11 protein-coding genes and 1 pseudogene are annotated in these 11,417 nt (G+C 59.3%); 3 read left to right on the top strand and 9 right to left on the bottom strand.

The features are described from left to right. Positions 1-14: 14 nt before the first annotated feature. Positions 15-785, bottom strand: coding sequence for a co-chaperone DjlA (gene djlA / locus N6L25_RS09310; protein ID WP_271979557.1), 771 nt, complete (start codon positions 783-785; stop codon positions 15-17). Positions 786-868: 83 nt separating this feature from the next. Between djlA and N6L25_RS09315 the strand changes: the two genes are divergently transcribed. Both N6L25_RS09315 and alkB read left to right on the top strand, forming a co-directional pair. Continuing rightward, positions 869-1,336, top strand: coding sequence for a DUF4124 domain-containing protein (locus tag N6L25_RS09315; protein WP_271979558.1), 468 nt, complete (start codon positions 869-871; stop codon positions 1,334-1,336). A 162-nt stretch (positions 1,337-1,498) separates the two neighbouring features. Beyond that, the gene (gene alkB, locus N6L25_RS09320) at positions 1,499-2,137 is read left to right on the top strand and encodes a DNA oxidative demethylase AlkB (protein WP_442915226.1); all 639 of its coding nucleotides are present in this window, start codon (positions 1,499-1,501) and stop codon (positions 2,135-2,137) included. Positions 2,138-2,158: 21 nt separating this feature from the next. On the opposite strand, the gene N6L25_RS09325 is transcribed toward alkB, so the two are convergent. Both N6L25_RS09325 and N6L25_RS09330 read right to left on the bottom strand, forming a co-directional pair. Continuing rightward, positions 2,159-3,007: a DUF6160 family protein gene (locus N6L25_RS09325; RefSeq protein ID WP_271979561.1), complete on the bottom strand. Its 849-nt coding sequence runs from the start codon at positions 3,005-3,007 to the stop codon at positions 2,159-2,161. Positions 3,008-3,227: 220 nt separating this feature from the next. Then, positions 3,228-4,508 carry an MgtC/SapB family protein gene (locus N6L25_RS09330; RefSeq protein ID WP_271979562.1) on the bottom strand — a complete coding sequence of 427 codons (1,281 nt, stop codon included), beginning with the start codon at positions 4,506-4,508 and terminating at the stop codon, positions 3,228-3,230. Positions 4,509-4,850: 342 nt separating this feature from the next. On the opposite strand from N6L25_RS09330, the gene N6L25_RS09335 reads away from it, so the two are divergent. Then, positions 4,851-6,014: an alpha/beta hydrolase gene (locus tag N6L25_RS09335; RefSeq protein WP_271979563.1), complete on the top strand. Its 1,164-nt coding sequence runs from the start codon at positions 4,851-4,853 to the stop codon at positions 6,012-6,014. A gap of 11 nt (positions 6,015-6,025) precedes the next feature. Here N6L25_RS09335 and N6L25_RS09340 read toward each other — a convergent pair whose 3' ends face one another. The 6 genes and pseudogenes from N6L25_RS09340 to N6L25_RS09360 form a co-directional block, all read right to left on the bottom strand. Next, the gene (locus N6L25_RS09340) at positions 6,026-9,214 is read right to left on the bottom strand and encodes a type I restriction endonuclease subunit R (protein ID WP_271979564.1); all 3,189 of its coding nucleotides are present in this window, start codon (positions 9,212-9,214) and stop codon (positions 6,026-6,028) included. Between the two features lie 100 nt (positions 9,215-9,314). Continuing rightward, positions 9,315-9,599: a type II toxin-antitoxin system RelE family toxin gene (locus tag N6L25_RS09345; RefSeq protein WP_271979565.1), complete on the bottom strand. Its 285-nt coding sequence runs from the start codon at positions 9,597-9,599 to the stop codon at positions 9,315-9,317. Beyond that, positions 9,589-9,840, bottom strand: coding sequence for a type II toxin-antitoxin system Phd/YefM family antitoxin (locus N6L25_RS09350; RefSeq protein WP_271979566.1), 252 nt, complete (start codon positions 9,838-9,840; stop codon positions 9,589-9,591). Before N6L25_RS09350 ends, N6L25_RS09345 begins: the two co-directional genes overlap by 11 nt. A 154-nt stretch (positions 9,841-9,994) precedes the next feature. Continuing rightward, positions 9,995-10,660 carry a restriction endonuclease subunit S gene (locus tag N6L25_RS17710; protein ID WP_442915227.1) on the bottom strand — a complete coding sequence of 222 codons (666 nt, stop codon included), beginning with the start codon at positions 10,658-10,660 and terminating at the stop codon, positions 9,995-9,997. Then, positions 10,633-11,125 (bottom strand): annotated as a pseudogene (locus N6L25_RS17715) (restriction endonuclease subunit S); the annotation flags it as partial. The gene N6L25_RS17710 and the pseudogene N6L25_RS17715, both read right to left, overlap by 28 nt. A gap of 126 nt (positions 11,126-11,251) precedes the next feature. Then, a partial coding sequence (locus tag N6L25_RS09360; protein WP_271977401.1) for an ATP-binding protein occupies positions 11,252-11,417 on the bottom strand: 166 nt, incomplete at its 5' end.

Genomic DNA, 11,417 nt, shown 5'->3' on the forward strand with positions numbered 1-11,417 from the left:
TCACAGACGGTGGGTTAGTTGCCGTTACGGCGGGCGTTGCTAATGATGTCGTAGGCGTGGCTGATCTCCCGGGTCTTCTCTTCCGCCATGTCCCGCATACTCTCCGGCAAGCCGCGTCCGGCCAGTTTGTCAGGGTGGTTTTCACTCATCAGCTTGCGATAGGCGCGTTTCAGCTCCTGATCGCTGGCGCTGGCGGGAACCCCCAGCACCTGGTAGGCGTCCGCCAGCTGTTGGCTGGCACTGGTGCCGGCGGTGTCGGCATGGGCGCCACGCAGCATGGCCTTCAGCTGGTCCACCTGGGAATCCGGTAGCCCCAACTTGCGGGCGATCCGCACCAGCATGGCGTGCTCCTGCGGATGCACCTGGCCGTCGGCGGCCACGGCGGAAACCTGTAGCTGTAAAAACAGTTGCAGCAGCATGGCCTGGCCCCGGCTGACACGGAGGAAGCGGTCGAGTTCGGCGTCGAGGTCGAAGTCTGGCGACTTGCCCCGGCTGAAAGCCGCCTTGGCGGTTTCGCGCTGGCGGTCGGACAGCCGGAAACGGTCAAAGAACTGCTCCGCCACCTGGATTTCGTCTTGGGTGACCACGCCATCGGCCTTGCACAGCGCGCCCATCACCGCGAACATCGGCTCGATAAAGGCGGACTGGAGATCGGCCAGACGGCTTCTCAGCCGGTTCTTCAGGTAGCTCGCCAGCAGCACACCGGCGACCGCACCCATGAGAAAGCCTGGAAACCGGCCGAACTGGTAGCCAATCAGGCCGCCGATGATGATGGGAAACAACATGGTGCTATCCTTACCGGTTAATGCATAGCGGCAGAGTATACGGTTTTTTGTCGAGGAAACAGGTGAGAACAGGGGAGTTCGTTATGATTCGCTTTGGAATTGGGGCCAAATTCGTCACCGTCGCGTTGGCCTGGGCGTGTCTGGCATCGGCCAGTGCTGGCGTCTACAAATGGACCGATGCCGACGGACGCGTGCATTTCGGCGATCGGCCGCCGACGTCGGTGGAGGCGGAGCCGGTGGCGGTGGTTCCGCCCACGTCATTGGGTAGCGGGGGAGCGGGGTCCGGCGCCAGTGAACGCTTACGCTCCATGGCGGATCGTCTCGAACAGGAGCGGCTGGCCCGCGAACAAAGCCTCGCGGAGCAGAGCCGGATCGAGATGCAAGCCCAGCAGAGTTGCCAGAAACTGGCGGCCCGGCTTCGTCATATGGATTCGATATCGACGTTTTATCGGCTTAATGCGCAAGGCGAACGGGAATTTCTCAGCGATGCCGAGGGGGATGCCCTTCGTGAGCGGATGCGTAAACGCTACAGCGATCAATGCGGCGCCTGAGCAAACTGCACGGGCGGTTGCCACCGGGCGCCGACGCTCAGGTGTGAGCGGGACTGGGGGCGCTGAGCTACTGGCGGTACAATGGCTTAACGTTGTTCGGTAGATGCGTGTAGAGGCATGTAGAGGCATGAGGTGAATCCGTACGATAGCCGTACCGGGGATCTGTTTGACCAGGCCGTGACCCAGCGCCAGATCCAGCCGCTGGTGGCGGGGGCGGTGGTGCTGCGCCAGTTCGCCACAGACCAGGCCGCCGAATTGGTCAGCGGCATTGACCGCGTCCAGTCGCAGGCGCCGTTCCGCCAGATGGAAACGCCCGGTGGCTTCACCATGTCCGCCGCCATGACCAACTGCGGCCCGCTGGGCTGGGTCAGCGACCGCACCGGTTACCGCTACCAGCCTACCGATCCACAGTCCGGCCAGCCCTGGCCACCGATGCCTGAGCCGTTTCGCCAGCTTGCCAACGCCGCTGCCAGTACGGCGGGCTTCGACGGCTTTGAGCCGGATGCCTGTCTGATCAACCGCTATCTGCCGGGGGCGAAGATGTCGTTGCACCAGGATAGGAATGAGCGGGATTTCGACCAGCCCATCGTGTCGGTATCCCTGGGATTACCGGTGCTGTTCCAGTTTGGTGGCCTCAGGCGAAACGACAGGCCCCAGCGAATACTGCTGGAACACGGCGATGTCGTGGTCTGGGGCGGTCCCGCCCGTTTACGCTACCACGGAGTATTGGCGCTGAAGCCGGGCCACCACCCGCTGACCGGCGGCTGTCGCTACAATCTCACCCTGCGCCGGGCGGTCTGAGGCGACCGCCCGGCCTGCGCTTCAGTCATGGCCGTAGATCACCATTGAGGTGTTGTTCAGCTGCAGGTCGTTGATGGTGACGGCGCCGATGGACGGGCCACTGCCCAGGGTGATGATTGGCATGTCGATATCGGCCTCGAACTTGGTGATATCGATGGCCAGCCCATCAACCTGCCCTGGGACCTGCCGGTGGTAGATGTCCAAATCCAACTCGGCACCAATGTCCGGTAGGCCGATGCTGCCCCATTGCCCTAGCGATTCGAAATAGCTCATCCCGGCGACCTTCATGTCCTGAATGCCAATGCCGAGAAATCCGATCTCAGTGTCCAGGTCATCGATGCCGAAGGTGCTCTCAATGAGCAGGTGACTGGTTTCGTTGTCTACCTTCATGCGCAGGTCCAGCGCCAGGCCGGTCATGTCCAGGTAGTTGAGCAGCCGGGTGCCGTCGCCGCCGGTGGATTTCTGCAGCACCCATTCGTCGGTGCTCAGGCGAAAGTCGATCGCCTGGCCAAAGCCCGGCTCGGGTTTGGCGAACAGCACCAGATCACCGTCCGCCAGTACGTCGATGTTCAGTTGCAGGTGGTCGAGGCGGTCGCCAGAATGGGTGGCTGCGCCCCAGTTGGAACCGAAATATTCGGTTTTGTTGGCGCCGCCCAGGCGAATGTTGCGGATCGCCAGGCTGCCTTCGTCCTGGTAACGCAGCTCACCGATGCTCAGCCTCGCGCTGAGGTCGATGGAAATGCCGGATTGCCCAGTTACGCTGGCCAACGAGTCATCCGTCATTGGCTTGAACTGGGCGTGGGTGATCATCGGCAACAGCAGGGCCGGTGACAGTAGCAGTGGGTAGATCCTTTTCTTCAGGCCGTTCATGTGACATCCCTTCTCTGTTTTACTCTATTTTTCTCGTTTTTTTGAGGCTCCCCGACTGCGTTTGTTATTGAATAAATCCGTGGATCTGGTTAGCCACCGTCCATGCTATTAATTTCCTGTAAGGTAAAAGATGAAGTGATTCACGGTTCGTCTGTCGATGCAGAGTGCATGTCGTGAAAATGCGGACGGGTTATCGTAATTTTCGATGGTCAGTAGGTACTTACTGCAGGGCGATGACCGCCAGGCCGGCAATCATCGACAGCACCATGGGGCCTGCAACCCGAAACCCCAGGGCCTTGGTGCCGATGGAGGTGGCCAGCCCGGTTTTGACCAGGTTGTTCACCGCCGCCGCGATGATGATGCCGAGAATTGCGGTCGGGGCGCTGATGGAGGTGTGCGACAGCCGGGTGAGGGACAGCGTAATGGCATCCACATCGGCGATGGCCGATGTCGCCGACAGCACGTAGATACCGGTGTTGCCGAACCATTCCTTCAGCATTTCGCCGACAAACAGGATGGCGGTCAGCAACACGCCGAAGGCGAGGGCGGTCTTCAGATCGAGGGGATTCATGCTCAGCTGAGGTTGCTCCACGGCCAAAGAATCCTGATTTGAGCGCCAGATGGCGAAGGCCGGAACGTACAGCGCCACCGTCATCGCCACCACCGGCCACACCAGCGTTGGCAGCAGCTCGCGATTGATCAGCAGGCAGTACACCAGAATGCGGGGAAACATGGTGCCGCAGGCGATCAGGATGCCGGAGGCAAACTGCGGACTCAGCTCCGGTGTCTGCCGTGACTGGCGGGCAAAGTGCAGCGTCAGCGCGGTGGACGAGCTCAGACCGGCAAACAGGCTGGTGAACAAAATGCCCTTGGCGGCCCCGGCCATGCGGATGGCGAAATAGCCGACAAAGGAGACCGAGGCGATCAGCACCACCATCCACCAGATCTCGTAGGGATTGAGAATGCCGCCTGGACCCATGCGGGTGTTGGGTAGCAGCGGTAACATCACCACGGTAATCAGCAGCAGCTTAAGGCCGGCATCCAGCTCGTTGGCCTGCAGCTTGCTGATCAGGCTGTGAATCTCGGCCTTGTTGTCCAGCAAAATGGCGGTGCCCACAGCCGCAGCCGCGGCGGGCACCGGGTCCACTGCGACCGCGATGGCGCCGAAACAGAAGGTCAGCAGCAGGCCGATGATACCGGTAATACTGAAGTTACGGGTCTCCTGCAGGCGATGGTGAAAGGCAATCAGCGTGGCCCCCAGCAGGCACAGCAGAATCATCGGGAAGGCCCAGGGTGTCAGCGCATCGGCCAGTAGGGCGGCAATGCCCCCCAGCAGCCCCACCAGGGCGTAAGTGCGAATCCCCGCAATACGCTCGCCGGATTTTCGCTCCCTCGCCTTCCAGCCTCGCTGCAGACCAATCAACGCGCCCAGCAGCAGGGCAATGGCGAGGTGGAAGGTGGTCTGGTTGTTGGTGAGAAACTGGTTGGCAACGTCGTCCATACCGGGGTGGTTCCTACCGTTGGGGTCCATACCTTGCTGGATTTAGGCGTTTTTCAAAGACTCCTTAAGGATAGCCTACCCGTGGACCCTGCAGGGTGGCCGGTGAATGCTGTGCCTGCCAACTTCGCCCTGACGATTGGGAAACCTTCAGCGTCAGAAGGGGATGAGCGCCGCTGGTGGCGCGTTATGGGGCCGGAAATGGCCGAATCGCTGGCTTTATCTACAATAAGCTAAGGAGCTTCTGATTAAGAAGCCTCTGATTAACTCCGGAGCTCCTCAGGCTTTTGGAGCCATATCCAATCAAGAAATCTGACTGAATGGTCGCGGGACCGGGATGCCAAGATGAATAATCCCCCCTGGTGGACTGCATTGCCACAGGATTTCAATCAGAACTCCTACGTGACCAGCATCGACAAGCATCACACCGTCAAAATCAAGGCCGCCGCTGCCATTGATATCCTCTTGCGTACCGGTCTGGCCTCTATGGTGACGCTGGCCATAACCGCCAATCTGACTGCCCGCAAGAAACTCGAACGGGATCTGGAGATGGTGCAGTTCTATAAGGGCTGCGCCGATCGCGCGGATATCAAGGAAGTGTTCCCCCGGCCTCCTAAAAACGTGGAGGTTGCCCCCCTGCAACCGCGACGGTTCGGCTACAAGCCCAAAGGCGTTGATTTCGAGCTGCTCGGTTTTCAGAGCCCCTATATCGCGCTGAATCCTGAAATCAGGGAGGATTATGCCCGCCATGACTACAGCCACGAGGTGGTGGCCCAGTACTGGCGGCACCCGGACGGCCCCCGACCGACACTGATCTTCCTGCACGGTTACTTTGCCGACAGCTTCTGGCTTAACAGCACCATGTTTTCCCTGCGCTGGTTTTACCGCAAAGGCTACGACATCCTGCTTTACACCATGCCGTTCCATGGCTATCGCAGCGACCGCTACGACCTTTTCAGCGGGGTCGGCATCGTTGCTCATGGCCTGTCGCACATGAACGAGGTCTTCCTGCAGGCGGTGTATGATCTGCGCATCTGGATGGACTATCTGCAACGGCAGGGGGCGCCCGCCATTGGCGTGTCGGGCTTGAGCCTGGGGGGATACGTCAGCGCGCTGGCGGCATCGGTGGACGCTCGCCTGGCCTTTGCCATTCCCAATGCGCCCGCGGTGATGTTGGTCGATACGGCGTTGCATTTACCGCCCCTGAACTGGATCCTCCGCCACCACATGGCCCGCTACGGCATCGACGTGTCGGAGTTTCGCCATGTCACCGCCGTGCACTCTCCGTTGACCTGGCAGCCGGTGATCGCGCCAGAACGGCTGCTGGTGATCGGCGGGGCCGGAGACCGGTTCACGCTACCGCAGTGTGTCCAGGCCCTGCACGAGCACTGGCCAGGGAGCCAGATACACTGGTTTCCCGGCAATCATGCCATGCACCTGCACCAGGGCGAGTACCTGCGCCTCATGCGTCGTTTCATGGATCGGTGCTGTCGATCAAAGAGCCGCTGAATAACTCGTGATCATCTCTGCCTTTCCGGGCTTCCCGAGGCCTCGCCAGTCAGCTGTTGCCGCAGCAATTGAAGCATCCACGCCTGTATCTGCTTTGCCACTTCTGGCTTGGCCAGGTACTCCATCGACATATCCTTTTGGGTGTCCATGCGCTCGATGACCGCCTCATCCAGCGCTTTCGGGAAGTCGCCGTTCATCACCGCGGTGTCGGAGTTGTGGCGGATCTGGTCCATGACCGCGGTGTTCTCGCTGAGCTTGGTGGCCAGGCCATGCACGAAGTTGAGGCGGTCGCCTTCGGTGGTTTCCGATCCGAACAGGTCGTTCAGGGCATCAAGAATCTGCGACAGCAGGTCCTTCTTCGGTTCCTTTGGCTTGGCGGTACCGATACCGGTAATGCCTTTCAAATACTCGCCCTCGTCCTCTCGCAGTTTCAAATCCTGCGTCCGCTTGTACTTGAGGTTGTAGTGGCTCAGCACCACGGCGGAGAGGTCGATGTCGTCTTCCTCGATCACTTCCTGGCGCAGCATGGGGTGCAGGTGACGGCAGAAGACGTTCAGCTGCTCCAGTTCCGGGTCTTCGAACGGCACGATCTGGGAGACGAACTCGTAGAAGCGGATGTAGCTCTGTACGTCCTTCTTGAACAGGTCGAGGGAGTTGCGGTTCTCCTCGGCTTCTTTCACCGAGCGTTCGGCGTTGGCCTTCTCGGTGTCGCCGCCAGCGGCTGCAATCGCCTTCATCTGGCTGCGGGCTTCCCGCAGCACCTCCGTGGCGTGGCGGTAGCGCTGGGTAAACCGATCCACCGAGGGCTTGATGTAGTGGGTGAGGGCCGCCGCGCCGCGTTTCGGGTCAAAGTAGGCATCGGAAAAGGCCGCTACTTCACTCCAGTTGATGATGCTGTTGTCCCGCAGCTTGTGGAACAGGTCGTAGACCAGGTTGGGGTCGGAGGTCTCGTCGATCTCGGCGGTCTCGTAGTATTTCTGGAACTCCGCCAGCACGTCCGCTGGGTCATTCACAAAGTCCAGCACGTAGGTGGACTCCTTGCCGGGGTAGATGCGGTTTAGCCGTGACAGGGTCTGGATGCAGTCCACCCCGGTCAGCTTCTTGTCCACGTACATGGCGCACAGCTTGGGCTGGTCGAAGCCGGTCTGGAACTTGTTGGCCACCAGCATCACCTGGTAGTCGTCGGTGTCGAAGGCCTTGCGCATGTCGCGGCCCTTGAGGCCGGGGTTCATGTTCTTTTCGGTAAAGGGCTCGGGGCTGCTGTCCGGGTCGTTCACCTCGCCGGAAAAGGCCACCATGGCCTGAATCCTGTCGTAGCCCTGATCCTTGACGTACTTGTCGAACGCCAGCTTGTAGCGCACCGCCTCCAGACGGCTGGAGGTCACCACCATGGCCTTGGCTTCGCTACCGAGCAGGTGGGATACGTTCTCGCGGAAGTGCTCGATGATCACCTGCACCTTCTGGCCAATGTTGTGGGGGTGCAGCCGCACCCACTTGGACAGCCTGGTCCTGGCCTTCTTGCTGTCCACCTCCTGGTCTGCCTCCTGCTGCTTCATGGCGAGGCGGTAGGCGAGGGCGTAGTTGGTGTAGTTCTTCAGCACGTCGAGGATAAAGCCTTCCTCGATGGCCTGGCGCATGGAGTAAACGTGGAACGCCTTGGGCGGGTTGTCGTTGCTCAGCGGCATGGTCGGGTCGTCTGGCCGCCCGAACAGCTCCAGGGTCTTGGCCTTGGGTGTGGCGGTGAAGGCGAAGTAGCTGATCTGATCCGAGCCACCACGGGCCGCCAGGGTGGCGTTTATCACGTCCTCGGCGGAGAGTTCCTGCTCGTCATCCAGCTCTTCGGACATCAGCACCTCGCGCAGCTTGCGGGCGGTGCTGCCGGTCTGGCTGGAGTGGGCCTCGTCGGCGATCACCGCAAAGGTGCGGTCCTTCAGTCCGGAGCTTTCCTGGATCGCCTGCAATACATGGGGGAAGGTCTGGATGGTAACGATGATAATCGGTGTACCACTGGCCAGCGCTTCCGCCAGTTGCGCCGACTTGCTGCCTTCGCCCTCGTCCCGGTTGATGCGGCTGATCACCCCGGAGGCGTGTTCGAACTGGGAGATGGTCTCCTGCAACTGGCTGTCCAGCACGGTACGGTCGGTAATCACGATGACCGAATTGAACACCTTGTCCCCCGCCGCGTCACACAGGCTGGAGGTCTGATGCGCCAGCCAGGCAATGGAGTTGGACTTGCCGGAGCCGGCGGAATGCTGGATCAGGTACTTCTGGCCGGTGCCTTCCGCCCGTACCGCCCCCAGCAGTTTCTGCACCACCGCCCACTGGTGGTAGCGGGGGAAAATCATGGTTTCCTTGGTGTGGATACGCCCCAGCTCGTCGAAGCTGTCTTTCTGCTCCAGGTGGACGAACCGGTGCAGGATCTTGAGCCAGTTATCCGGCTGGAACACCTCGGTCCACAGGTATTCGGTGGCGTAACCCGGTTCGCCATAAACCAGGGCCGGTTGGTCATTGCCGGCACCGCCGGCCGAGGTGCCCCGGTTGAAGGGCAGGAAGAAGGTGTCCTTGCCTGCCAGTTTGGTGGTCATGGCCACCTCGAACTGGTTCACCGCAAAGTGGACGATGGCGCCACGCTTGAACGTCAGCAGCGGTTCGACCTTGCCGTTGGTTTTTGGTTGACGGTCGTAGCGGTACTGTTTCTTGGCGTTCTCCAGGCTCTGCTTGAAGCAGGATTTCAGCTCCAGCGTCGCCACCGGCAGGCCATTGACGAACAGCGCCAGGTCAATGCGGTTCAGGTTGCCGTCGTGGGGGCTGTAGATCAGCTCCGGTACCACCCGCAGGCGATTGGCCTGATAGCGTTGGGACAGTTCCGGGTTCAGCTCGTGATCCGGCTTGAAAGTAGCCACCTTCAACCGCACCCCGCGATCCTCAATCTGGTTGCGCAGCAGCCACAGGGTGCCCTTGCGGTCCAGGCTGCGCACGGCGGCGTTGAGCAGGTGGGTCTCTGGCTCGTTGCCGTAGACCTTGCAGAACTTCTGCCAGGTCTCGGGCTGGGTGGCCTGTACGTAGCCGATCAGGTCTTCCGGGTAGAGGGTCCGTTCCTGGTCATAATCATTGCTGTGCCCGACTCGCCAGCCCTGCGCTTCCAATGCGGCGATGATGTGGTTCTGGAAAGTCAGCTCCAGGGCCTTGGCGTCAGTCACTTGATCCGCTCCTTGTTATGAACCGTCTTGGCGGGTTCTTTTACTACTGAATATCGTTAGTTAAAGAAATCAGCTTAACTTTAACCAAGAACGAACTTACTTAGCGCCGGGTTGACAGCTTTTTGTAAACGGCGTCTTTTTCCCGTTTGCCAATGGCCAGCACGTAGATCACGATCTCGTCATCCACCACTTCGTACACCAGGCGGTAGCCGGCGGTTATCAGTTTGATCTTGTACACCGAGTCGTACCCGCGCAGGCGCGAGGCGGGTACGTGGGGGTTATCCAGTCGTTCCGCCAGCTTCTTCTTGAACTGTGCCTTTAGGCCGGGGGCCAGTTTCTGCCATTCTTTCAGGGCGGCGGGGACGAACTTGAGCTTATAGGTCATCCAGGCTGACTTCGATGGCGTCGTCCCGTTGCTGGCGACGTTCCTCCACCAGTTGTGCCAGCGCCAGATCGTCCAGTTGCTCCATCATCCACTCGTAGGTCTCCGCCGGCACCAGGTAGGCGGCGGGCTTGTTGTGGTTGAGGATGGCGATGGCTTCTCCGGCCGAGGCCTTGAGCAGGGCGGAAGGGTTCTTCTTGAGTTCCGAGATGCTGGCCGAGCAGTTGGCGAGTACCTGTTGCATATCACACCTTAAATGGGGCTGATTTCGGCTCTGAATATAGGTCATATTTGGTCGGGTATCCAGCGCCACGCTCAACCCGCGAGCGCCAGCAGCTCGTTGGGGCTGCCATCAACCAGGAACCGGCGGATACTGCGTCCTTGCGCCATGGTGGTTCCTACACTCGGTATTCGGCGGTGGGTTCGGCAGCCATAAGCTCGTCTTGCTCCGGTGGCTGGGAATCGGGTGTCCAGTTGCGGACGTCGATTTTGCCGGTGACGGCGGCGGAGATTAGGGCGATGCGGCGCTCTTGGAGCAATCTAACCTGGCTTTGGGCTTTCTCCATCGCTAGGTCAAATTTCGTTTTAGCTTGTTTAACGTGGCATTCAATTTCACGCTGTTCATCCTCTGGAGGCAATGGGACTGGCAAGTTCCCGAACCCTTCTTGATTTACATAGACAAGCGTTGCAGCTGTGCCAACAAGCTCAAAATAGACCTTCGAGCATGTGATTACATCACGCAGATAAGGGCCCGAAATAGTGTTTGGGATATATGCTTGCAGCTGTTGGTTAATTACTGCATCGATATTTAAAACTGAGGCCACACCGAAGTTGCCTACACAACTAGCTACCACCGCTCCTTTTTTGAGTATCTTTGAGCCTGCGATTTCAGCAGCAACTTGCGACACATACCTTTTGGTAGTGTTGATCACATCGCCTTTCATGTCCTCCATCGTCGTCCAGTGAAAACCTTCACCAGACTCATTCAGCTCAGGTTTATTGCGTTGTGGAACAAATATCTCAGATGCCAGCTTTGCACGCGTCACCTTCCAATGCTCCGGCACCTCCCCCAGCCACTCAACACCAGAGCCCTTCATCGGCGCATTGGGGTTGAGGCCCTTGGTGACGGCGTGGGAGATCAGCACCTGCCGCTTCTCCTTGAGCAGTTCGATCAGCCGCTGCTGCTTGGCGATCAATTGGTCGATGCGGGCGGTTTCGTGGTCGAGGAAGGCGGCGATAGTGCGTTGTTCTGTATAGCTGGGGTAGCAGACCTCAAAGCGGGAGAGTTCATCGCCAGAAATTTCTAGAAACGTGCTCCCTCTTCCTCTGTTATTAAGCTCTGGATTAGCTACTTGAAGGAAATAAGCGAAGAAGTGACTGGATGTCTCATGACGAGGCACTAGCCCTTTACAGCCTTGATTCGTGCATAGTGGTATGACACTTACTCCCAATGACCCAATGGGTGCACGGACAGAAAGAACGATAGATCCGATTGGTAATAATGTGGTACCACAAGATGCCAAACCCATCTTGGTGATTTTTCTGGTTGATGAGTCTGCGTATTCCGGCGAACGTGAACACCCATTCTGGTTGAACGTGAACACCTCGTTTCTTAACGCATCACCCACCGGAGTTTGTACTCCGGGTGTTCACGTTCAGTCAATTTCCTGAAGTCGTTTTCTCATCGATTCTCCTTTTAGAGCCCAGCGATGGGCGTTGTGCATGAGCCGATCCAGGATGGCATCCGCCAGGGTGTTATCGCCGATGGCGGCGTACCATTGATCGGTGGGTAGTTGGCTGATGATCATGGTCGAGTGGGTG

Source organism: Marinobacter sp. SS21, from assembly GCF_028369065.1.
Classification (GTDB): Bacteria; Pseudomonadota; Gammaproteobacteria; order Pseudomonadales; family Oleiphilaceae; genus Marinobacter.

Bases quoted from the DNA above. Each gene is read 5' to 3' on its own strand.
- djlA (WP_271979557.1), bottom strand. From the start codon at position 785: ATGTTGTTTCCCATCATCATCGGCGGCCTGATTGGCTACCAGTTCGGC.
- N6L25_RS09315 (WP_271979558.1), top strand. From the start codon at position 869: ATGATTCGCTTTGGAATTGGGGCCAAATTCGTCACCGTCGCGTTGGCC.
- N6L25_RS09325 (WP_271979561.1), bottom strand. From the start codon at position 3,007: ATGAACGGCCTGAAGAAAAGGATCTACCCACTGCTACTGTCACCGGCC.
- N6L25_RS09330 (WP_271979562.1), bottom strand. From the start codon at position 4,508: ATGGACGACGTTGCCAACCAGTTTCTCACCAACAACCAGACCACCTTC.
- N6L25_RS09335 (WP_271979563.1), top strand. From the start codon at position 4,851: ATGAATAATCCCCCCTGGTGGACTGCATTGCCACAGGATTTCAATCAG.
- N6L25_RS09345 (WP_271979565.1), bottom strand. From the start codon at position 9,599: ATGACCTATAAGCTCAAGTTCGTCCCCGCCGCCCTGAAAGAATGGCAG.
- N6L25_RS09350 (WP_271979566.1), bottom strand. From the start codon at position 9,840: ATGCAACAGGTACTCGCCAACTGCTCGGCCAGCATCTCGGAACTCAAG.